A 22,296-nucleotide genomic window follows, 5' to 3' on the forward strand; every position below is an offset into this window, starting at 1 on the left:
CGCAAATCGCCTATTCGGCAGGTGTGGCCTGCGGCAGCGGCCTCCGCGTGTCCCGTCCGCGCAGCCGGTCGATCAGCAGGTAAATCACCGGCGTCGTGTAGAGCGTCAGGATCTGGGAGACGATCAGCCCGCCGATGATGGTGATGCCGAGCGGCCTGCGCAGCTCCGTCCCCGGCCCGGTCGCGATCACCAGCGGCACCGCCGCAAGCAGCGCCGCCATCGTGGTCATGATGATCGGCCTGAACCGCGCCAGACTGGCTTCGAAGATCGCATCCTCGGACGACAGGCCGCGCTGCCGTTCGCCTTCAAGGGCGAAGTCGACAATCATGATGCCGTTCTTCTTCACGATGCCGATCAGCAGGATGATTCCGATAAACGCGATCACCGTCAGCGGCGTGTTGGTGACCTGCAGGGCCAGCAGCGCGCCAAGTCCGGCCGGCGGCAATGTCGAGATGATCGTCAGCGGATGGGCAAGGCTCTCGTAAAGGACGCCGAGCACAATGTAGACCGCGATCAGCGCGCCGAGAATGAGCACGGGCTGGCGGTTCGCGGTTTTCTGGCTGTCGGCGGCGTTGCCGGCGAATTCGCCGCGAATGCCTTCAGGCATGTGCAACTCCTCGACCGCACGCTGGATGTTATCGGTCGCGGTCTGCAGCGGAACGCGGTCGGGTACGTTGAATGAGATCGTGTTCGAGGGGAACGAAGCCTGATGATAGACCGACAGCGGCGACAGGCCGCGCTCCATCCGCACCACTGCCGACAGCGGCACCTGCGCATCGCCTGCGCCCGCAACGTATATCTTTTCGAGCGCCGTCGGATCGCCCTGCAACCGCGGATCGACCTCCAGAATGATCTTGTACTGGTTCCGCTGCGTGTAGATGGTCGATATCTGCCGCTGCGAGAACGCATTGTTGAGAGCGTTGTCGATATCCTGAACCTGCACGCCGAGGCTGGCGGCGGTCTTGCGGTCGATGGACAGGTTCAAGGCGAGGCCAGCAGCGTCGCGGTCGCTGGAAACATCCGTGATGCCTTCCACGCTCTCGAATTTTTTCGCCACGATCGGCGCCCACTTCGACAACAGGTCGAGATCTGAACTGATCAGCGTGTACTGGTAGTTGGAGTCGCTCTGGCGTCCGCCCGCGCGCAAATCCTGTGCGGCAAACATGAACAGCCGGATGCCGGGCACCGTGCCGAGATTGCGCCGGAGCCGATCGATCACCTGCGTGGTGGTCAGGCCGCCGCGCTGGTCCAGGTCCTTCAGGCTGATGAACATGGTGCCGCGATTGGCCCCGCCTCCGCCCGGCCCGCCGCTGCCGCCAAGGCTCGAACCAACACCCGCGACCGCAGGATCGGCCATCACAATGTCCGCAATCCGCTGCTGGAGACCGAGCATGGCCTGGAACGAGACGTCAGGCGATGCCCGCGTCGCGCCGATCACGAGACCGCTGTCGTCGGTCGGGAAATAGCCTTTCGGCGTCTTGATGTAGAGCGTGACCGTCAATGCGATGGTCGCGACAAACACCAGCATGGTCAAAATCGGAAAGCGCAGCACGACATGCAGCGTCCGCTCATAGAACCGCACGATGCGCGACAGGCTGCCTTCGACCAGCCGGTCGAACCAGGTGGCGTCCGGCGAAACGGTGGTCTTGATGTAGTGAGCGCAGATCATCGGCGTCACGGTCAGCGACACCACCATCGACACCAGAATGGCGAAGGTCAGGGTCAGCGAGAATTCACGGAACAGCCGCCCGACGATGCCTTCCATGAAGATCAGCGGCGTGAACGCCGCCACCAGCGAAATGCTGATCGACAGCACCGTGAAGCCGATCTGCTTCGCCCCTAACAGCGCCGCCTGATACGGCTTCATGCCCTCTTCGAGATTGCGGTACATGTTCTCGATCATGACGATGGCATCGTCGACCACGAAGCCGACCGAGACCGCCAGCGCCATCAGCGACAGGTTGTTGATCGAAAACCCCGCGACCCACATCAGGGCGCAGGTCCCCGCCAGCGCCAGCGGCACGGAAATGCCCGCCGCAATGGTTGGCGTCATCCGGCGCACGAACACGAACACCACGAGCATGACCAGCACGGCAGTCGCGCCCAGCGTCCATTCCATGTCCTCGACGTTGGCGCGAATGGTGCCGGTGCGATCCGAGAGAATGGAAATCTCTACACCGCCCGGAATCCATTGCTTCAACTCGGGCAGCAGCGCCTTGACCCGGTCCACGGTGTCGATGACGTTGGCGTCCTGCTGCTTGGTGATCAGGATCAGAACGGCGGGCTGCTTGTTGAACCATGCGATGGACCGGCTGTTGCGCGTCGCATCGAGCACGGTGGCAACGTCGGACAATTTCACGAAATTGCCGTTGGTCGCCTTGATCACGATATCGCGGAACTGGGCCGCCGTGCGCATCTGCGGATTGGCCGCGAGCGTCTCGCCGAGAACCGGACCGTTGAAGGCTCCGACCGGTCCAATCGCGTTGGCGTTGACGATGGCGTTGCGGACATCGTCGCTGGCGATACCTGCGGTTGCCAGCGCTCCTGGATTGAGCTGGACGCGGATGGCCGGCTGATCCGCGCCGCTCACGGTCGCCTCGCCCACGCCGGGCACCTGTGAAATGCGCTGGGCGATCACCGTATCCGCGACGTCATAGATCGCGCTCGGCAGCATGGTCTTCGATGTCAGCGCAACGATCAGTACCGGAGCCGCGGCGGGATTGGCCTTGCGGAAGTTCGGCAGCGTCGGCAGGTCGGTCGGCAGATCCGCAAGCGAGGCATTGATTGCAGCCTGCACGTCGCGCGCCGCGCGGTCGATTTTGCGGCCGATGGCGAACTGCAGCGAGATGCTGGTGGTGCCGAGCGAACTGGTCGATGTGATCTGGTCGATGCCGGCGATCTCACCGAGCCGCCGTTCCAGCGGTGCGGCGACGGTCGAGGACATGATGGTCGGATCGGCGCCGGGGCGCGAGGCGCTGACGCGGATCGACGGGAAATCGACCGAAGGAATGCTCGCGACGGGAAGGAAGTTGTAGGCGACCGCTCCGACCAGAAACAGGCCGATCGCCAGCAGCGTGGTGCCGACGGGCCTGCGGATGAATGGTTCGGAGAGCGAGGCCATGACTAAATCGCGATAAATTTAGATGAGGACAACAACAGTCGAACCGTCATCCTGAGGCGCGAGCCCTTGCGAGCCTCGAAGGATGACAGCCATGAAGCGCCGTCGCCCTTCGAGGCCTCCGCTTCGCTTCGGCACCTCAGGGTGACGGCGTGCGCCGGGAACTGACCTGGAGTCATCACTGCACCCCCTCCGTGGCTCCCGCGATCGGAGGCGACGGCTTGCCGGAATCATCCGGCGGCACCGCGGCTTCGATCCGGCGATTGATCCGGTCGAGCGCAAGGTAGATGACCGGCGTCGTATAGAGCGTCAGGATTTGCGAGACGATCAATCCGCCGATGATCGACACGCCGAGCGGGAAACGCAGTTCAGATCCGGTGCCGCTTTCGAGCGCCAGCGGCAACGCGCCGAACAGCGCCGCCAGCGTCGTCATCATGATCGGGCGGAAACGCAGCAGACACGCCTTGACGATGGCGTCATAGGCCGACAGGCCCTGATGCCGCTCCGCCTCCAGCGCGAAGTCGATCATCATGATCGCGTTCTTCTTCACGATGCCCATCAGCAGGATGATGCCGATCAGGCCGATCACCGACAGGTCCTGCCCGCAGAGAATCAGCGCCAGGATTGCGCCGACACCGGCGGATGGCAGTGTCGAGAGAATGGTGATCGGGTGGATGTAGCTCTCGTACAGCACCCCCAACACGATGTAGATCGTCACCAGCGCCGCGAGGATCAGCCACGGCTGCCCCGACAGCGACTTGGAGAACTCGGCGGCGTCGCCAGAATAAAGGCCGGCGATGTTTCCCGGCATACCGATGTTCTTCTCGATCTCCGCAACCCGTTCGACCGCGTTGCCCAGCGCTTCGCCCGGCGCGAGATTGAACGACAGCGAGACCGACGGGAACTGCGATTGATGCGAGATTGACAGCGGCGCGGTCGTTCGCACGATGGTGGCCACCGCGTCGATCGGCACCTGCGCGGTGGGCGCGCCTGACGCACCGGCAGCGCCCGGAACATAGAGCTTCGAGAGCACCGACGGATCGCGCTGATACTCCGGCAGCGCCTCAAGCACGACGCGGTACTGGTTGGCCTGACCGAAGATCGTTGAGATCTGGCGCTGAGCGAAAGCGTCGTTCAGCGTATCGTTGACCGCCTGCACCGAGACGCCAAGCTGGCCAGCGCGCTGGCGATCGACATTGACCAGGGCGCGCAGACCGCCCTCCTGCCCGTCCGACGAGACGTCGCGGAACATCGGATCGCGCCGCATCTCCTGAACGAGCTTGTTCGCCCATTCGATGACGGAGGGCGCGTCGGTGGCGGTCAACGTGTACTGATACTGCGACCGGCTCGACCGCGTGCTGATCTGAACGTCCTGCACCGCCTGGAAGTAGACCGTCATGCCGGGAACGGCGGCGACGCGCTGCTTCAGCCGGTCGACGACCACGGCGATGTCGGTCTTGCGCTCGCCGCGCGGCTTCAGCGTCAAAACGAGGCGTCCTACATTCGTTGTGGGGTTCACCGAGCCCGCGCCGATCACCGAGACGACGCCGACGATGTCGGGATCGGCCTTGATGGCATCGGCGATCTGGCTCTGCCGCAACTGCATGTCCGAGAAGGACACCTCGGTGCCGGCCTCGGTCACCGCAGTGATCGAGGCCGTATCCTGCAACGGCAGGAAACCCTTCGGCGCGACGACATAGAGCGCGAGTGTCGCAACGATGGTGAGCAGCGTGACCACCAGCGTCGCTCGCTGATGCCGCAGCACCCAAAGCAGCGTGCGCTCATAGAACGCCACCATCCTGTCGATCCAGCCGCTGATCGTAGCAAGGCCGGGAACCTTGAGTTCTTCGTCATGCCGTTTCAGCAGCCGCGAGCACATCATCGGCGTCAGGGTCAGGGACACCACGGCGGATGTCACAACCGCAATCGTCAGCGTCAGCGCGAACTCCCGGAACATGCGGCCGACGAGGCCCGACATGAACAGCAGCGGGATGAACACGGCAATCAGCGACACCGTCAGCGAGATCACCGTGAACCCGATTTCGCTGGCGCCGCGCAGCGCGGCATCCATCACGCCCTCACCGTCCTCCATATGGCGGACGATGTTCTCGATCATCACGATGGCGTCGTCGACCACGAAACCGGTGCCGATGGTCAGCGCCATCAGCGACAGGTTGTCGAGGCTGAAGCCGGCGAAGTACATCACCCCGAAACTGGTAATCAGCGACAGCGGCAGCGCGACGCCCGCGATCAGCGTGGCCCGCAGCGAGCGCAGGAAGATCAGCACCACCAGCGTCACGAGCACGACGCTGAGCACCAGTGTGAACTGCACGTCGCGAACGGACGCCTTGATGGTGACGGTGCGGTCGCTGACCACGGTCAGGTCCACGCCCGCAGGAACCGCCTTCTGGAGCTTCGGGATCTCTTCGCGGATCTGCCGCACCACCTCGATGACGTTGGCGCCGGGCTGACGCTGGATCTCGATGACCACCGCGGGCTTGCCCTGATACCAGGCGCCGGTCTTCTCGTTCTCCAGTCCATCGACGATCCGGGCAACATCTCCGATGGTAACGGGCGAGCCGTTGCGATAGGCGATGATGATCGGCTTGTAGGCGTCGGCGGTGGCGATCTGGTCGTTGGCCGCGATGGTGTAGGCCTGCTGTGCACCGTCGAGCGAGCCCTTGGGACCGGAGACGTTCGCGCCTGCGATCGCGGTGCGAAGGTCTTCCATCGAGATGCCATAGGCGGCAAGCCTGGCGAGATCGGCCTGCACGCGAACGGCGGGTTTCAATCCGCCGAGAATGGATACGCGGCCGACGCCGGAAATCTGCGCCAGCCGCTGCGCCATCATGGTGTCGGCGAGGTCGCTCATCGCGCGCAGCGGGGACGTCTCCGACGTCATCGCCAGCGTCAGCACCGGAGCATCGGCCGGGTTCACCTTCGCATAGGTCGGCGGATACGGCAGGTTCTTCGGCAGCACGCCCGCCGCGGCATTGATCGCCGCCTGCACATCCTGCGTCGCGCCGTCGATGTCGCGGTTGAGATCGAACTGAAGCGAAATCTGGCTGACGCCGAACGAACTTGTCGAGGTCATCGAGACCAGCGATGGAATTTGCCCGAGCTGCCGCTCAAGCGGCGCTGTGATCAGCGACGCGGCGACATCGGGACTGGCGCCCGGCAGCTGGGTCGTGACCTGCACCGTCGGAAAGTCGACCTGCGGCAGAGCCGACACCGGCAGCGCCCAGTATCCGAGCGCACCGCCGATGAGGAGCGCCACGCCCAGCAGCGAGGTCGCGATCGGACGATGGATGAATGGCTCAGAGACGCTCATGGATGCGTGCTCACGGGTTGGACTCTAGAACATCATCAAGTCGTGGATTTTCCATCGTCATTGCGAGCGAAGCGAAGCAATCCATCTTTTGGATATGGGAAGCTGGATTGCTTCGTCGCTTTGGTCCTCGCAATGACGGTGAGAAATCCTGTTTCGATCGCAGGCTCACTGCGGCGCTTTCGTGCCGCCGCCCTGTTGCCCGCCTTGCGGTGCAGCTCCCTGCTCCCTCGCGCCGCGCCGTTCGCCCTTCTCGCCGCGCTGGCCCTGTCCCTTTTCGCCGCCGCCCGGCCGCTGCTGTTTGCGCGGCGCAAGGTCCGGCGTCGGAGCCTGATAGTCCTTGCTGATGGTCACCTTCGCGCCTTCGGACAGATTGGCGAAGCCCGTAGTCACAACCTGATCGTCGACCGTGATGCCCGACGCGATGACGGCGAGGGTTTCGTTCTGCAATGTCACCGTGACGGGGCGCGCGGTGACGGTATTGTCCTGACCGATCACGTAGACGAACGTGCCCGCCGGCCCGCGCTGAACCGCCGCTGTCGGAACCACGATGGCCTTGTCGAGGGTGTTCACCTTGAGGCGCACATTGACGAACTGTCCCGGCCACAACTGAAAATTCGCGTTGGGAAATTCCGCCTTCACCTTCACCGTGCCGGTGGTCTGATCGACCTGATTGTCGACGCCCGTGACCTTTCCGGTATCGGCCACCGTCTTGCCGTCGTTGCCGAACACATCGACCGCGAGCGGCCCCTTTGCCAGCGCGGTGTTGACACGGAAAATCTGTTGCTGCGGCAGACTGAACTGAACGGAGATGGGCTGGAGTTGCGTGATGACCACAACGCCCGTCGCGTCCGAGGTCTGGACGATGTTGCCCTGATCGACCTGACGCAGTCCGGCGCGGCCAGACAACGGCGCGATGATCTTGGTGTAGCCGAGCGTGGCCTGCGCGTTGTCGATCGCAGCCTGATCGGATTTCACCAGTGCTTCGAGTTGCGCAACCAGCGCCTTCTGGGTGTCGGCCTGCTGAGCGGAGCCTGCCTTGGATGCCGCCAACTGCTGATAGCGGACCATATCCAAGCGCGCGTTGGCGAGGGTGGCTTCGTCCTGCGCCTTCTTGGCGACAGCCTGATCGTACTGCGCCTGGTAAATCACCGGATCAATCTCGGCCAATACGTCGCCTGCCTTGACGTCCTGGCCTTCCTTGAAATTGACCGACAGCAGCTTGCCGTTGACCTGCGCGCGCACCGTTACGTTGTTCAGCGCGCGGACGGTGCCGACGCCGTCGAGATAGACCGGCACGTCTTCGATGCGCGGCGTCGTGGCCAGGACGGGGATGGCCAAATCGGGCCGCGTGCGGGTCGCGGTCTCGGTCTTCTTGAAATAGGTCCAGCCGAGATAGCCAAGACCGCCGATGATCAGGAGCCACACGGCAATCGAGACGGTTCGCCGCCGCGCGCCGGACGCCACCCGCGCGACTCCTTCGCCGGCCGCTTTGGCCTTTTCATTCAGCTCGGGCTTAAAGAGCATTCGCCGGCCCTTCCGTCCTTGGCGACCAACCACCGCCCAATGCCTGATAGAGAGATACGACCGCCAGCAGCCGGGCGAGTTGGAACTGCGCCAGCGAATCTTCAGCCTGAAATAGCGTCAATTGCGTGTTTAGCACAGTAACGATGTCGGCTGTGCCGGCGCGAAGCTGCCGCTCGGACAACTCGAACGCCCGCCGGGAGGCCGACACCACGATGCGCTGGAGCCGCAGCCGCTCGTTGGCCTGTTTGAGGGTCGAGAGCGCCGTGTCCACATCGGCAAAGGCCGAGACAACGGTCTTGCGATAGGTTTGCAACAACTCGTCCTGCCGTGCCTGCTGCAGGTCGAAGTTGGCCTGAATCCGTCCGGCGTCGAAGATCGGCTGCGTCAGTCCGGCCGCCATATTGAAGAACGCCGATTGCGGCGTGAACAACATCGCCAATTGCGCGCTCTGGTAGCCGCCCTGTCCGGTAAGCTGAATGCTCGGGAAGAACTGTGCCCGCGCGCTGCCCACATTCGCGGTCGCGGACGCGAGCTGGTTTTCCTGACGGCGGATGTCAGGCCGCTGGGTCAGCAGGTCGGAGGGAATACCAGGGGTGACGCGCGGAATGGCGATGCTGCCAAGCGATCCGCCGGTCAGCCTTACCCGCTCCGGCGGGCGCGCGACCAGCGTTGCGAGGATGTTGGCATTCTGATCCAGCGCCTGCCGCAACGGCGGCACCGCCGCCTTCTGGTTCGCAAGCAGACTTTCCTGTTGCGCAAGGTCGAGATCGGAGCCCGTCCCCGAATCGACGCGCGCCTTGATGGCGTCGTAGATGCGCTGCGCGCTGGCGATGTTGCGGGTCGCGATGTTGATGCGCTCCTGCGCAGCCACCACCTGGAAGTAGGCATTGGCGACGCTCGCCAACGTGGTCAGCGCCACAACGTCGCGATCGAAGCGATTGGCGTTGGCGGTTTCTTCGGCGGCCAGCAGCGCGTCGCGGTTCTTGCCCCAGAAATCGATCTCGTAGCTCGCGCTGAGGGAGGCAACATGATTCGTGACCTCGCCACGGCCGCCGATCGAGCTGCCGGACGTCACCACGCCGGTATTGCTCGACGAGCGCGACCGCGAGCCAGAGAAGGTGCCGGTGACACTCGGCAGCAGCGCCGCGCCTGCGGTCTGGGCCTGCGCGTCCGCCTGCCGGATGCGGGCAACCGCGGCGGCGATATCCAGATTGACGGTCTGGGCCTCCTCCATGAGGACGGTCAGTTCCCTTGAGCGAAAGCCTCGCCACCAGTCCAGCGTCGGCGGTTTGCTCTCCGCGTCACCTGACGCCGCCTTGTAGGCGCCGGGCACGTCCAGAGCGGGGTCCGGCAGATCGGACGTGAGAATGCAGCCGCCCGACATGGCCGCCATGGCCAGCGCCGCGCAAAGCGCGAACGACGGCCGCGGAAATGCTCCACGTCTCGACTTGAGGGGCAACTCGAACACCGGGGCTAACACTCTCCAAATCAGCGAGAATCCCATTCTAGCGGGCCGTTCCGGCCCCGGACAGGCATCTTCCACCGCCGTCCTCAAGACAAGCGCGACCTGTGCCTCCCGGGTGTCAGGTCCGGAATTCGACTTATCCCCATAAACAAAGGGTTTCCTGCGTTCATCGACCTGAACGGCGGCAAGCCTTACAAAGATTTCATCCGGAGCCGGCGTCCGAGGCCGCAGGCCGGACGTGACCTTCACACCATGATACCCGGCCTTGCGTCTTTGGCTAAAGGGCGCAAGAATTGTGGCAAGACCAACAGCGAAGGACAGTTCGGCGGAAAGCGGCCGGCGCGCGAGCAAAAGAGTTGGACACAGAGCCACGTCATACTGATGGAATTGCGCGATGTCTGACCCGATCATCCTGACCCCCGACAATGTCGAGGCGGTTTTGCCGGATGTTCCCCGACTGGTCCGGTTTGCATTCAAGTTCGCTTCGAGACTCCGGCGCGGCACCCTCGACGTCACCCTGCCGAATGGCCGGACGGTGCGCTGCGGCGGTCTCGAGCCCGGCCCCGCCGCGCAAATGACGATCTACAGCTACGGATTTGCATGGCGGCTGGCGCGAGGCGGCGACATCGGCATTGCCGAGGCCTATCTGCGACGCGAGTGGGACACGCCCAACCTGACGCAGTTCCTTTACATCTTTTGCGTCAATCACGATCTGATCCAGACTATGCTCGGCGGCAAACCGGTTGCGCGGTTCGTGCAGTCGCTGCGCCACTGGTTCAACCGCAACACCAGGCGGCAGGCACGCCGCAACATCTACGCGCACTACGACATCGGCAATTCGTTCTACTCGGCATGGCTCGACCCGAGCATGACCTATTCGTCGGCGCTGTTCGAGGACGGCACCAACGATCTCACGGCCGCGCAGCACAACAAGTACCGGCGTCTCGCCGAGGCGATCAACCTTCAGCCGGGACAGAAAGTGCTGGAGATCGGCTGCGGCTGGGGCGGCTTTGCGGAGTACGTCGCCAAGAACTACGACGTCAGGGTTGTCGGGCTGACCATCAGCACCGAGCAGCGCGATTTCGCGCTGAAGCGGATGCAGGCCGCGGGCCTCAGCGACAAGGTCGAGATCAGGTTTCAGGACTACCGCGACGAGCGCGGACAATATGACCGGATCGCCTCCATCGAAATGATCGAGGCCGTCGGCGAGGAGTTCTGGCCGCAGTATTTCAGCCAGCTTCGGGACCGCCTTGCCCCCGGCGGCCTCGCCGGAATTCAGGCGATTACCATTCAGGACAAGTTCTTCAACGCCTACCGGCGCGAGGTCGACTTCATCCAGCGCTACGTGTTTCCCGGCGGCATGCTGCCGTCGCCGCAGGTGCTGAAATCGCTGGGCGAGAAGTTCGGCGTCCCCGTTATCCGTGAGCGCATTTTTGGAGAAGATTATGCCAAGACGCTTGCGACATGGAGAGACAACTTCCGCGCCGCATGGCCGAACCTGATGCCTCTCGGATTCGACGAGCGCTTCCGGCGGCTGTGGGAATACTACCTTGCCTACTGCGAAGCCGGATTCCTGTCCGGCAATATCGACGTGCGTCAGGTCGTATTCGCCAAATCAGGTTAACATAACTCTCCGTCATTGCGAGCGAAGCGAAGCAATCCATCTTTGGATCAACAATGACATGGATTGCTTCGTCGCTTCGCTCCTCGCAATGACGATCAGCTCATCGCTCCTGCTCGGAAATGACGGGTGGTGACTCGGGAAGCAGCCTGCTAGGTTCTGTCCTTGAACGATCATCCTTCTCCAAACGTCCTTCACACATCCGGTCCCAATGCACATTCGCAAAGACGTCATCGATGCCATCGGCAACACCCCGCTCATCAAGCTGAAGCGCGCATCCGAAGAGACCGGATGCACAATTCTCGGCAAGGCCGAGTTCATGAATCCCGGGCAGTCGGTGAAGGACCGCGCCGGCAAACAGATGATCCTCGAAGCGGAAAAGCGCGGCGACCTGCGGCCCGGCGGTCTGGTCGTCGAGAGCACCGCGGGCAACACCGGAATCGGCCTCGCCCTCGTCGCGGCGGCGCGGGGCTATCGCACCATCATCGTGATTCCGGAAACGCAAAGCCAGGAAAAGAAAGACGTGCTGCGTCTGCTCGGCGCGGAACTGGTCGAAGTGCCGGCGCTGCCCTTCAGCAACCCGAACAACTATCAGCATGTCGGCCGGCGTCTTGCAGACGAGTTGCGCAAGACAGAAAAGAACGGCGTCATCTTCGCCGACCAGTGGAACAACCTCGACAACCGCAAGGCGCATTACGTCTCGACCGGTCCCGAAATCTGGGACCAGACCGACGGCAAGGTCGACGGCTTCATCTGCTCGATCGGCAGCGGCGGCACGCTCGCGGGCACGGCGACGTTCCTGCGCGAGAAGAAGAAAGACATCAAGATCGGCGTCGCCGATCCGCGCGGCGCGGCGATGTACAACTACTTCGATCATGGCGAGGTCAAATCGACCGAGGGCGGATCGATCACCGAAGGCATCGGCCTTGGCCGCGTCACCCCGATCATCGAGGACATCAAGGTCGACAAGGCCTATCTCATCGAGGACTCGGAAGCCGTGCCGATCGTGTTCGACCTGCTTGAGAACGAAGGCATCTGCGTCGGCGGATCGTCGGGCGTGAATATCGCGGGCGCCATCCGTCTGGCGAAGGATCTCGGGCCCGGCCACACCATCGTGACCATCCTGTGCGACTACGGCACGCGCTATCAGTCGAAGCTGTTCAACCCCGAGTTCCTGCGCTCGAAGAATTTGCCGGTGCCCGCATGGCTGGAGCGCAAGAGCACGATCAAGCCGCCGTTCGTGTGAGTGTGAACGGAACGTCATCCTGAGGTGCGAGCCGCAGTTTGCGGCGAGCCTCGAAGGATGACGTGAAGCGTTCTAGACGTCTCTCCGCCGCGTCGAGAACGCGCTCATCCACTGTCATCCTTCGAGGCTCGCAAGGTCTCGCACCTCAGGATGACGGCACATATCAGCTCACCTCAAAATCTGACTGAGGAACAGCTTGGTCCGCGCGTGCTGCGGGTTCGAGAAGAACTTCTCCGGCGTATTGGCTTCGACGATCTGCCCTGCGTCCATGAACACCACGCGGTCGGCGACTTCGCGGGCAAAGCCCATCTCGTGGGTCACCACCAGCATGGTCATGCCCTCTTTCGCCAGATCGACCATGGTGTCGAGCACTTCCTTGACCATCTCGGGATCGAGCGCGGAGGTCGGCTCGTCGAACAGCATCACTTTCGGATTCATGGTGAGCGCTCGGGCAATCGCCACGCGCTGCTGCTGGCCGCCTGAAATCTGGCCGGGATACTTGTTCGCCTTGTCGGGAATCCGCACACGCTCGAGATATTTCATCGCCGCGGCTTCGGCGTCTTTCTTCGGGATGTTGCGCACCCATATCGGCGCCAGCGTACAGTTCTCCAGCACGGTCAGATGCGGAAACAGATTGAAGCTCTGGAACACCATGCCAACCTCGCGGCGCACCGCATCGATGTGGCGCAGGTTGGGCCCGAGCTCGATATTGTCGACAACGATGCGGCCTTCCTGAAATTCCTCCAGCGCATTGATGCAGCGGATCAGCGTCGATTTGCCGGAGCCGGACGGCCCGCAGACCACGATGCGCTCGCCGCGGCCGACCGCCATGTCGATGTCGCGCAGCACATGGAAGTCGCCGAACCACTTGTTGAGGCCCGAGATGTTGACGATTGCGTCTGCGGTCATGGTTTCATCTCAGACATTCTTGTGAACATTCAGGCGCCGTTCCACGAACAGCGAATAGCGCGACATTCCAAAGCAGAACACGAAGTAGATCATTCCGGTGAAGGCGAAGCCGGTGAACAGCGTCGTCGGCGTCGCCCAGTTCGGATCGGCGAACGACGCCCGCAACTGCCCGAGCAGATCGAAGATCGCCACGATCAGCACCAGCGTGGTGTCCTTGAACAGCGCAATGAAGCTGTTCACCAGCGCCGGAATGACATTCCGCAGCGCCTGCGGCATCACGATCAGACCGGTGGTCTTCCAGTAGGACAGGCCGAGCGCACTGGCGGCTTCCGCCTGTCCGCGCGGCACGGCCTGCAAGCCGCCGCGAATGACCTCGGCATTGTAGGCGCCGGCGAACAGTGCGATGCCGATCAGCACCCGCACCAGACCATCGACTGTGAAGTTCCCCGGCAGAAACAGCGGCAGCATGTAGGTTGCGAAGAACAGCACCGTAATCAGCGGAACGCCGCGCCAGAATTCGATGAAGGCAATCGAAAACACCCGGATCAGCGGAATGGTCGAGCGCCGCCCGAGCGCCAGGATCATTCCGACCGGCATCGACGCGACAATCCCGGTGACCGAGACGACCAGCGTCACCAGCAGCCCGCCCCATGAGCGGGTATCGACGATCGGCAGGCCCCCCTTGTCGAGGCCCATCACCACGATCACGGCGGCAATTCCGGCGAAGATTGCAATGCTCTTGAACAGCGCCCGCCAGCCGTTGCGGAATCCGCCGGTCAGGAAAAACATCAGCAACGAAACGATGATCGCGGTCGCGGCAAGATCGGTCCACAGCGGAGATGGGAAACGCTCGATGTAGTCACGCAACCATTCAACCGGCCAGATCAGGATGGCCAGTCCGTCGCCGATCCATCCGACCAGTCTGCCGACAAACGACAGCCCCTGCCCCAAGGGTCCCACGATTGCCGTGGAGGCCAATCGTGCGCCCGCGTCCTGGAAGCTGGAAGCCAGTCCGGACCCGAGATCGGCCAGCCAGTGAATGGCAAAGCCCTTCAGTCCGCCGCCGCGCAGCAGGAAGAAGCCGATGACGGGATAGGCGGCGAAGAACAGCCCCGAGTTGAGCGCCTTCGCGGGCGCGCGCGGGATCAGCAGCGGCAGCAGCAGAAGTGCGCCGAGCGCGAAGGTCAGATTGACCCGCCAGCGCTGGTCCTCCGGATAGAAGCCGTAGATGAACTGATCGAATTTCGCCTGCACGAACGGCCAGCACGCACCGACCACCCGCCCGGCATTCGCTTCAAGACAGGCATTGCGATCACTGCCCTGCCACACGGCATCGACGAACAGGAATTTCACGGCGGGAACGAGGATCAGCCACAGCAGCGCAGCGCCGATCAGCGTGATCATGATGTTGAGCGGCGAATTGAACAGCCGCTCGCGCGCAAAGCCGATGACGCCCGTGGTCCGGACCGGAGCGCGGCGCGGTTCGGCAATCTGCTGCCGCACGAATGACGCGGTCTGCTCCGTCATGCGGCAAGGCTCCGGTTCAGACGCCAGCCGTAGAAACTCATGATCGCGCTCGTGACCAGCGAGATCAGCAGATAAACGCCCATGGTGAGCGCGATGATCTCGACCGCCTGTCCGGTCTGGCTCAGCGTCGTTCCGGCGAACACCGAGAACAGATCGGGATAGCCGATGGCGACCGCGAGCGACGAGTTCTTGGTGAGGTTGAGATACTGATTGGTCAGCGGCGGCAGGATCACCCGCATGGCCTGCGGAATCACCACCAGCCGCAGCGTCTCGCCGCGCGACAACCCCAGGGATGCGCCCGCTTCCATCTGGCCCTTCGGCACGGACTGGATGCCGGCACGCACGATCTCGGCGATGAACGCTGCGGTGTAGGTCGAGAGCGCGATGGTGAGCGCGGCAAACTCCGGCAGCACCTTGGCGCCGCCGGCGAAATTGAAACCTTTCAACTGCGGCATGTCGAATGCGAACGGCGCGCCGAAAATCAGGATGGCCAGCGCGGGAAGACCGACCAACATCGCCAGCACGAACGGCCAGATCGTCACCTTCACACCGGCGGCAAACAATTGCCTGCGGGCATGGAAGCGCATCAGCAGCGACGCCGCGATAGCGATCACGATAGCCGCCACGAACACGCCGAATCCCTGCTGCGGTACCGGATCGGGAACGATCAATCCGCGGTTGCTCAGGAAGACGGTCCCGAGCAGCGAGATGCTCTGGCGCGGGCTTGGCAGTGTCGCCAGCACGGCGAGATACCAGAACAGGATCTGGAACAGCAGCGGCAGGTTGCGGATCAGCTCGACATAGCCGCCGGAAATCCGCGCCAGCAGCCAGTTCGGCGACAGCCGCCCCAGCGCCACGAGCACGCCGATGATGGTCGCGATGATGATACCGACGATAGAAACCAACAAGGTATTCAGCAGGCCGACGAAAAACACCCGCGCATAGGTGTCGGTCTCCGAATATGGAATCAGCGCCTGGCTGACAGCGAAGCCCGCAGTGTTCGACAGGAAGCCGAAGCCGGACGCGATCCGCTGCGCCTGAAGGTTGGCCCGCGCGTTCTCGACAATCTCATATCCAATCCAGACAACGGCCGCGACGAACAGGATCTGAACGATCACACCGCCCCATCCCGCCTGCCCGCCAAGTGCGCGGCGAAGCCGTGCAACCAGTTGCAGCGGAGGCTTGCGTGGCTCGGTTGCCATTGCCGTATCCGGCAATGCCGTCAACGGATTGGCGGCGCGTATTGAAGACCACCCTGATTCCAGAGCTTGTTCAGTCCACGAGCGATGTTGAGTTTGGAGCCCGCGCCGACGTTGCGATCGAACGATTCGCCGTAGTTGCCGGTCGCCTTGATGATGCGCGTGACCCAGTCCTTGGTGAGACCGAGCTGTTCACCGAGATTGCCGTCGGTGCCGAAAATCCGCTTGAGTTCGGGCTTGCTGGACTTCGCCATCTCGTCGACGTTCTTCTGGGTGATCGCATATTCCTCGGCATTGATCATCGCGAACAAAGTCCAGCGCACGATGTCGAACCACTGGTCGTCGCCGTGACGGACCACTGGGCCGAGCGGCTCCTTCGAGATCACTTCCGGCAGAACCGCATGATCGTTCGGCGCGGCGAGCTTGAGGCGCTCGGCGTAAAGCTGCGAAACGTCCGAGGTGAACACGTCGCAGCGACCCGACTCGTAGGCCTTAACCGTCTCATCCGCGGTGCCGAACGCGATCAGCTCATACTTCATGTTGTTACCCTTGAAGTAGTCCGAGACGTTCTGCTCGTTGGTGGTGCCGGTCTGCACGCAGATCGACGCGCTGTTCAGCTCCAGCGCCGAATTGACCTTGAGCGACTTGCGGATCATGAAGCCCTGGCCGTCGTAGTAGGAAATGCCGGTGTAGTTCAGGCCGAGCGAGGTATCGCGCGACAGCGTCCAGGTCGAGTTGCGCGACAGCACGTCGATCTCGCCGGACTGCAAGGCTGTGAAGCGGTCCTTCGCCGACAGCGGCACGAACTTCACCTTGGTCGGATCGTTGAAGATCGCCGCTGCAAGGGCGCGGCAGACGTCGACGTCGAGACCGGCCCAGTTGCCCTTGTCGTCGGGGGCCGAGAATCCGGGCAGACCCTGGCTGACGCCACAGGACAGGCTTCCGCGATCCTTGATGCTCTGAAGCGTGCCCCGGTCCTTCGGTTTGTCCTGCGACTGTGCGTGGGCTGCCTGAATGGCGAATGCTGCGAGAATAAGAGCGAGCGATACCCGTTTCATAGAACGACCTTTCCCGGCAATTCCGCGTCGGCGACGAACAACGTCGCACGGAGCGAAATGATCCTGCTGAAGCAACACAAATCCCAGCTAAATATCTGGTCTGCATAACAGAACGCCGAACGCGACGGGTCAAGGGGTTGACGTCCGCCATTGCGGTCAGCTTACTGACCCATAAGGCAGCACATTGCCTTTTGTCGAGCAGTCCGCTCCGCGGCTGCGGCAAGATGTCTTGCACAAGTGATCGTCACATGACTTCCCCAAAAGACAGCCATTCCTCGAAACCGCTTGATCCGCAGACCGAACTGGTCACGTCCGGACGCGACACCGTTGCGCAAAAGGGCTTCATCAACCCGCCGATCGTGCGCGGTTCGACAGTGCTTTATCCGACCGCCGAAGACCTCCATGCCCACCGCGGCGAGTTTCAGTACGGGCGGCACGGCACGCCGACCACCAAGGCGCTCCAGCAGGCGCTGATGGCGCTGGAAGGACCGAACTGTGCCGGCGTGGGACTGGCGCCGTCCGGCGTGGCTGCGATTTCCACAGCGCTGCTGGCGATTCTCAAGGCCGGCGATCACTTACTCGTCATCGACAGTGTGTATCGCCCGACACGAAACTTTTGCGACAGCGTGCTCAAGCGGTATGGCGTCGAGACCACCTATTTCGATCCGCTGATCGGAGCAGGCGTCGAGAAGCTGTTCAAGCCGAACACCAGGGCCGTCCTCGTCGAAGCGCCGGGATCGCAGTCATTCGAGATGCCGGATATTCCGGCCATCGCGGCCGTCGCGCATGCCAGGGGCGCGCTGGTTGTGGACGACAACACCTGGGCGACGCCGCTGTTTCATCGCTCGCTCGATCAGGGCGTCGACATCAGCATTCAGGCCGGAACAAAATATATCGGCGGCCACTCGGACATCATGTTCGGGACGATCTCGGCCAACGCAAAGACGTGGCCTTTGATCACCGAAGCGATTCGGCTGCTCGGCGTCTGCGCTGGACCCGACGATGTCTTTCTCGCGCTGCGCGGACTCCGGACGCTGTCCGTGCGCCTCGCCCATCACCAGCAGGCGGGTCTTGAGATGGCGCGCTGGTTCGCATCGCGTCCGGAAGTTTTGCGGGTCATTCATCCGGCGCTGGAGACCGATCCGGGACACGCGATCTGGAAGCGCGACTTCACCGGCGCCACGGGCCTGTTCAGCATCGTGCTGAAGCCGGCGTCGAAGCAGGCGGTCGATGCGTTCCTCGACACGGTCACACTGTTCGGCATGGGCTATTCGTGGGGCGGCTTCGAGAGCCTCGTCATTCCGTTCGACTGCGCGTCCTATCGCACGGCTACAACATGGAATCCGGGCGGGCCGACGCTGCGTTTCCACATCGGTCTGGAAAATCTTGACGACCTGAAGGCCGATCTTGAGCGAGGTTTCGCGGCGTTGAAGGCGGCGGCGTAATCTCACTTTTCGTCATTGCGAGCGAAGCGAAGCAATCCATAGCGACGTGCAAGAATGGATTGCTTCGTCGCTTGCGCTCCTCGCAATGACGGGGTGCTGGCTTTTCAGCTCTTCTCGACCTTCGATCCCGACCCGCGGTTCTTCAGGATCAGCATGATGTTGCGGATATAGATGATCGTCGCCAGACCCTGCCCCAGAATAATCACCGGCTCGCGCTTGGCGATGCCGTAGATCAGGGTCATGAACCCGCCGCCCATCGAAAAGAACCAGAATGCCATCGGCACGACGCTCTGGCCGGCGCGCTCGCTCGAAATCCACTGCACGAGAAACCGCGCCGTGAACAGCAACTGCGCGATCAGGCCGAACGCGAGCCAGAAATCGAACTTCGCGACGAACACATCGTAGAGATAATTGCCAAGATCCTGACCGAACTGAATCAGCATCAGGTCACCTCCGTTGCGACCGGCGTGGATTTCTTGCGGCGGATCAGCCACCACACGCCCGCAAGATCCATGATCCCGATCCAGAGCCGGTCGAAGAACCCGTAGTTCGACACGCCGGAATGCCGAGGACGGTCGATCACATCGACATAGACGATGTCGTAACCCTCCCGCCGCACCAGCGCCGGAAGAAAGCGATGCAGACCATCGAAATATGGCAAAGCAAGGAACACGTCGCGGCGCAGCGCCTTCAATCCGCAGCCGGTGTCGCGGGTGCCGTCATGCAGGATCGCGTTGCGCACGCCGTTGGCCGCGCGCGACTGAAACCGCTTGAAGCCGGTGTCCTTGCGGCCGACGCGCTGTCCCGCCGCGAGGCCGACCTTGTCGCCGCCCTTCTCGATCGCCTCGATCAGGGCCGGAAGAAACGCCGGATTGTTCTGCCCGTCGCCATCGAGCGTCGCGACGATCTTTCCCCGCGCCGCGCGAACGCCGGTCCGCACCGCGGCCGACTGGCCGCTTGAGGCGGCGTGCCGGATCTGGCGCACATTACCGCGCGCCTTCATCTCGGCGGCGAGCCGCTCGCCGGTTGCATCCGTCGATCCGTCGTTGACGTAGATGATCTCATAGGCCCAGCGGCCATCGAGCGCCGCCGCGATCTCGGCGATCAGCGGCGCGACGTTGTCCTGTTCGTTGCGGACGGGAACCACAATCGATACGTCGGGGGCCGGCAGGCCGGGGATGCTGGATTGATCGTTCATATCTCGATGGGTCCGAAAACCCGAAAACGCGGTCAAAACCGTACCGGGCGACCGCTTCTTATGGTGCGAACGCCCCGCGGGCAACCCTTTTCAGGGCGGACCAGGACGGTCCTGCGAGGGTTTCAATGGCCCCGCCGCTCACGATTTTGAACCCGAGGCGGCGGGCCGCGAACCAGTACTGGACGATCATCGCGCCGATGATGCCGGTCAGCGCCCCCGCGACCACGTCGCTCGGGTGATGGGCCAGCAGAACCACCCGGCTGACGCAGATCAGCACCGCATAGACGAACATGAAAAGAGTCATCCGCCGCCACACGGCGGAGACGGCGAAGGCGAGCGCAAACGCCGTGGTCGCGTGACCGGACGGCAGGCTCTCGAAGGCCGGATTGCCCGCAAAATGCTGGTAGAAAAACGCGTTGGCATCGCCGCCGACAAACGGCCGGCTCCGGCCGATGATGTATTTCAGAAGTTCGCCGCACAGAACCGCGAACAGCACCGCGAAGAACAGATACTGAATGCGCACGCCAAACGCGATCAGCATTGATCGCAAGACGTCGCTGAGCAACGGCTGGACCAGCAGAATGACGAAGAGCAGTCCCGCCAGCGTCCACAGCACATAAGTCGACTTGCCGAAATCGGTGAATATCCGCAGCCACCACAGGCTGGCAGTGCCGCGCGCGGGCATCTGCTTGATGGCCGCGACATCGACTGCGAACATCAGAATGCCGATGGCGATCGCCGTCAGTGCGGCCACCCCGATCCATCTCCGCGCCAGAGCGCGGCGCGCCTCGGCACGCCGCGAGTGCGACGGCGCACGCACCAGCCGCGCCACCGACTGCCACGCAACCTGCCCGACCAGCGTCAAATAATTTGCCGGTCGCGCGCCGGGTCCAGTCGCCATTTACTCCGTACCTTCGGAGCGGAAGATGGCGACCGAAATCGCGCGGCCTTGCGAGAAGTTATAACCGTCGATGCGCGTGCCGGCGTTGTAACGCAGCCCGATTGCCTCGGCGCGCTGCGCGAACGCGCGCTCCTCGCGCCATTCCACCAGCGCAAACCGGCAGCTTCCCTGCAACAGGAAGTCCGCCGCGCCCGAGCCGTTGGTCAGGACGGTCGACGTGCCCACCATGAAGACGAGGCTCGGCTCCTGGAAACCTGCGGCCGCGGCTGCCGGTCCGACGCATTCGACGCTGCGCAGCGCACGCGCGATCTGGACGCTCGGGAACAACGGCGCAAGCGACGGCACCACGACGCCGTAAATGCACGCCGCCATGAACCACGATGCGCCGATCGCATTCAGCAGAGAACGCTCGGCGTGAGTGTCGTCATACATCCACCAGGCGAAGAGTCCGAAGATCAACGCACCGGCCGCGAACGGCCAGGCCAGAAACTCCGGCTGCCGCAGCAGCGCGATCGCTCCGATGATGGATGCGACGGTGATGATCAGCGGCAACACGAACCACCATGCCGACCCGCGCACGATCCATGCGGAACGCGACAGCACTTTGCGCTCCAGCGCGCCAACGATCAGGATGGCGATGGCCGGATAAAGCGGCAGCACATAGTGCGGCAGCTTGGTGATGACGAGCTCGAAGACGATCCAGGCCGGCAACAGCCACGCCAGCAGGAACTGCGCACCGGGTTCCCGGCGCGCGCGCCAGATCGCCGGGGTCGCCATGCCGGCCATCGCAGCGCCGGGCCAGAACGTCACCCAGAACAGAACAAAATAGAGTCCCGGCGGCGCGCCATGCGACTCCTGCGGACTGGCGACCTTGCTCAGCATGTCGGCGCCAAGCGAATTTGCGAAGAAGGTATCGCCGGCCTTGAGGAAGATCGCGATGAACCACGGCAGCACCAGCACCAGCGTCCACATCAATCCCCAGACCGGACGCAGACGCCACAGCCACGCCGACGAACGATCGAGAACCGCGAGGGTCACGACGGTCGTCGCGACGAACATCAGGATCAGCGGGCCCTTCAGCAGAATGCCGCCCGCAATGGCGGTCCAGAACACAAACGCAAGTGTCCACGACGGATGTGGATTGTCGTCGCCGCGCTGCCACGACAGATAGGCTCGCGCCATCGCGCCCATCACGGCCGTGGTGGTCAGCAGCAGCATCGCATCGGTCTTGGCGAGGCGCGCTTCGACACCCAGCAAAATCGAACTGCACATGATCAGGCCGGCGATCAGCGCGCCGCGCCGGGTCACGAAGGCCAGCGCCGTCCAGTACGTGAGCAGCACGGCGCCGATCGCGCCGATCATGGAGGGAATGCGGTAAAGCCAGATGCGAACCTGCGCGCGCGGCAGGCCGAGCTTGGATGCGGTCTCCACGACGGCTGCCTGCAGCCAGTAGATGCCGACGGGCTTCTTGTAGCGCACCTCGTCCTGGAAACGGATGTCGACGAAATCGCCGCTCTCGACCATCTGCTTCGTCGCCTGCGCGAAGCGGGCTTCGTCACGGTCGACCGGCGGAATGTTGAAGAAGCCGGGCAGGAAAAACAGCAGGCCGACCAGCACAAGAAGGGTGACGGCGCGGGCATGGCTCCCGACCGCGACGTCAACGACGCGCGCGAGTCCACTGCCCGGGTTTTTCTGTTCCACGGGCTCGCGCGGCGCGCCAAATCGGGGTCTTGGGTAGCTCTCAGCCATCGGTT

At 63.1% G+C, this 22,296-nt stretch carries 15 protein-coding genes; 3 read left to right on the forward strand and 12 right to left on the reverse strand.

Features of this window, described 5'->3' with window-relative positions; translation table 11 throughout:
* Window positions 1–10 precede the first annotated feature (10 nt).
* From ACP7AL_RS21015 to ACP7AL_RS21030, 4 genes are all read right to left on the reverse strand, one after another.
* Window positions 11–3,121, reverse strand: coding sequence for an efflux RND transporter permease subunit (locus ACP7AL_RS21015; RefSeq protein WP_425993978.1), 3,111 nt, complete (start codon window positions 3,119–3,121; stop codon window positions 11–13).
* Between the two features lie 175 nt (window positions 3,122–3,296).
* On the reverse strand, window positions 3,297–6,449 hold the full coding sequence (locus ACP7AL_RS21020; protein WP_425993980.1) for an efflux RND transporter permease subunit: 3,153 nt from the start codon (window positions 6,447–6,449) through the stop codon (window positions 3,297–3,299).
* Window positions 6,450–6,614: 165 nt separating this feature from the next.
* Window positions 6,615–7,973 carry an efflux RND transporter periplasmic adaptor subunit gene (locus tag ACP7AL_RS21025; RefSeq protein WP_425993982.1) on the reverse strand — a complete coding sequence of 453 codons (1,359 nt, stop codon included), beginning with the start codon at window positions 7,971–7,973 and terminating at the stop codon, window positions 6,615–6,617.
* On the reverse strand, window positions 7,963–9,366 hold the full coding sequence (locus ACP7AL_RS21030) for an efflux transporter outer membrane subunit (RefSeq protein ID WP_006020513.1): 1,404 nt from the start codon (window positions 9,364–9,366) through the stop codon (window positions 7,963–7,965). The genes ACP7AL_RS21025 and ACP7AL_RS21030 overlap by 11 nt, the downstream gene beginning before the upstream one ends.
* A 466-nt stretch (window positions 9,367–9,832) precedes the next feature.
* On the opposite strand from ACP7AL_RS21030, the gene ACP7AL_RS21035 reads away from it, so the two are divergent.
* Complete coding sequence (locus tag ACP7AL_RS21035) at window positions 9,833–11,062, forward strand: class I SAM-dependent methyltransferase (RefSeq protein ID WP_425993984.1); 1,230 nt, start codon at window positions 9,833–9,835, stop codon at window positions 11,060–11,062.
* A gap of 208 nt (window positions 11,063–11,270) precedes the next feature.
* Window positions 11,271–12,305, forward strand: a complete 1,035-nt coding sequence (locus ACP7AL_RS21040; RefSeq protein WP_425993986.1) for a cysteine synthase A — start codon at window positions 11,271–11,273, stop codon at window positions 12,303–12,305.
* 168 nt (window positions 12,306–12,473) lie between these two features.
* Here ACP7AL_RS21040 and ACP7AL_RS21045 read toward each other — a convergent pair whose 3' ends face one another.
* Genes ACP7AL_RS21045 through ACP7AL_RS21060 form a run of 4 tightly spaced genes read right to left on the reverse strand, consistent with a single transcriptional unit; the run spans window position 12,474 to window position 16,998 of the window.
* A complete protein-coding gene (locus ACP7AL_RS21045; protein WP_006020509.1) occupies window positions 12,474–13,214 on the reverse strand; it encodes an amino acid ABC transporter ATP-binding protein in 741 nt (246 codons plus the stop codon).
* A 9-nt stretch (window positions 13,215–13,223) separates the two neighbouring features.
* On the reverse strand, window positions 13,224–14,741 hold the full coding sequence (locus tag ACP7AL_RS21050) for an amino acid ABC transporter permease (RefSeq protein ID WP_425993988.1): 1,518 nt from the start codon (window positions 14,739–14,741) through the stop codon (window positions 13,224–13,226).
* The gene (locus ACP7AL_RS21055) at window positions 14,738–15,943 is read right to left on the reverse strand and encodes an amino acid ABC transporter permease (protein ID WP_425993990.1); all 1,206 of its coding nucleotides are present in this window, start codon (window positions 15,941–15,943) and stop codon (window positions 14,738–14,740) included. Before ACP7AL_RS21055 ends, ACP7AL_RS21050 begins: the two co-directional genes overlap by 4 nt.
* 20 nt (window positions 15,944–15,963) lie before the next feature.
* Complete coding sequence (locus ACP7AL_RS21060) at window positions 15,964–16,998, reverse strand: amino acid ABC transporter substrate-binding protein (protein WP_425993992.1); 1,035 nt, start codon at window positions 16,996–16,998, stop codon at window positions 15,964–15,966.
* A 248-nt stretch (window positions 16,999–17,246) separates the two neighbouring features.
* Here ACP7AL_RS21060 and metC point away from each other — a divergent pair, with 248 nt between their 5' ends.
* Window positions 17,247–18,443, forward strand: coding sequence for a cystathionine beta-lyase (gene metC, locus ACP7AL_RS21065; protein ID WP_425993994.1), 1,197 nt, complete (start codon window positions 17,247–17,249; stop codon window positions 18,441–18,443).
* 104 nt (window positions 18,444–18,547) lie between these two features.
* On the opposite strand, the gene ACP7AL_RS21070 is transcribed toward metC, so the two are convergent.
* From ACP7AL_RS21070 to ACP7AL_RS21085, 4 genes are read right to left on the reverse strand one after another with little or no spacing between them, the layout of a single operon-like run.
* Window positions 18,548–18,886 carry a lipid-A-disaccharide synthase N-terminal domain-containing protein gene (locus ACP7AL_RS21070; RefSeq protein ID WP_024919221.1) on the reverse strand — a complete coding sequence of 113 codons (339 nt, stop codon included), beginning with the start codon at window positions 18,884–18,886 and terminating at the stop codon, window positions 18,548–18,550.
* A complete protein-coding gene (locus ACP7AL_RS21075) occupies window positions 18,886–19,641 on the reverse strand; it encodes a glycosyltransferase family 2 protein (RefSeq protein ID WP_006020503.1) in 756 nt (251 codons plus the stop codon). Before ACP7AL_RS21075 ends, ACP7AL_RS21070 begins: the two co-directional genes overlap by 1 nt.
* A gap of 58 nt (window positions 19,642–19,699) precedes the next feature.
* Window positions 19,700–20,542: a phosphatase PAP2 family protein gene (locus ACP7AL_RS21080; RefSeq protein ID WP_425993996.1), complete on the reverse strand. Its 843-nt coding sequence runs from the start codon at window positions 20,540–20,542 to the stop codon at window positions 19,700–19,702.
* On the reverse strand, window positions 20,543–22,291 hold the full coding sequence (locus ACP7AL_RS21085) for an ArnT family glycosyltransferase (protein ID WP_006020501.1): 1,749 nt from the start codon (window positions 22,289–22,291) through the stop codon (window positions 20,543–20,545).
* Between the last annotated feature and the right edge of the window lie 5 nt (window positions 22,292–22,296).

The sequence above is a fragment of the Afipia sp. DC4300-2b1 genome, from assembly GCF_049895725.1.
In the GTDB taxonomy this organism is placed as follows: Bacteria; Pseudomonadota; Alphaproteobacteria; order Rhizobiales; family Xanthobacteraceae; genus Afipia; species Afipia broomeae.

Excerpts from the sequence above, each read along its gene's own strand:
- ACP7AL_RS21070 (WP_024919221.1), bottom strand. The coding sequence starts at position 18,886 with ATGCTGATTCAGTTCGGTCAGGATCTTGGCAATTATCTCTACGATGTG.
- ACP7AL_RS21035 (WP_425993984.1), top strand. The coding sequence starts at position 9,833 with ATGTCTGACCCGATCATCCTGACCCCCGACAATGTCGAGGCGGTTTTG.
- ACP7AL_RS21085 (WP_006020501.1), bottom strand. The coding sequence starts at position 22,291 with ATGGCTGAGAGCTACCCAAGACCCCGATTTGGCGCGCCGCGCGAGCCC.
- ACP7AL_RS21045 (WP_006020509.1), bottom strand. The coding sequence starts at position 13,214 with ATGACCGCAGACGCAATCGTCAACATCTCGGGCCTCAACAAGTGGTTC.
- ACP7AL_RS21060 (WP_425993992.1), bottom strand. The coding sequence starts at position 16,998 with ATGAAACGGGTATCGCTCGCTCTTATTCTCGCAGCATTCGCCATTCAG.
- metC (WP_425993994.1), top strand. The coding sequence starts at position 17,247 with ATGACTTCCCCAAAAGACAGCCATTCCTCGAAACCGCTTGATCCGCAG.
- ACP7AL_RS21015 (WP_425993978.1), bottom strand. The coding sequence starts at position 3,121 with ATGGCCTCGCTCTCCGAACCATTCATCCGCAGGCCCGTCGGCACCACG.
- ACP7AL_RS21080 (WP_425993996.1), bottom strand. The coding sequence starts at position 20,542 with ATGGCGACTGGACCCGGCGCGCGACCGGCAAATTATTTGACGCTGGTC.
- ACP7AL_RS21075 (WP_006020503.1), bottom strand. The coding sequence starts at position 19,641 with ATGAACGATCAATCCAGCATCCCCGGCCTGCCGGCCCCCGACGTATCG.
- ACP7AL_RS21025 (WP_425993982.1), bottom strand. The coding sequence starts at position 7,973 with ATGCTCTTTAAGCCCGAGCTGAATGAAAAGGCCAAAGCGGCCGGCGAA.
- ACP7AL_RS21050 (WP_425993988.1), bottom strand. The coding sequence starts at position 14,741 with ATGACGGAGCAGACCGCGTCATTCGTGCGGCAGCAGATTGCCGAACCG.
- ACP7AL_RS21055 (WP_425993990.1), bottom strand. The coding sequence starts at position 15,943 with ATGGCAACCGAGCCACGCAAGCCTCCGCTGCAACTGGTTGCACGGCTT.
- ACP7AL_RS21030 (WP_006020513.1), bottom strand. The coding sequence starts at position 9,366 with ATGGCGGCCATGTCGGGCGGCTGCATTCTCACGTCCGATCTGCCGGAC.
- ACP7AL_RS21020 (WP_425993980.1), bottom strand. The coding sequence starts at position 6,449 with ATGAGCGTCTCTGAGCCATTCATCCATCGTCCGATCGCGACCTCGCTG.
- ACP7AL_RS21040 (WP_425993986.1), top strand. The coding sequence starts at position 11,271 with ATGCACATTCGCAAAGACGTCATCGATGCCATCGGCAACACCCCGCTC.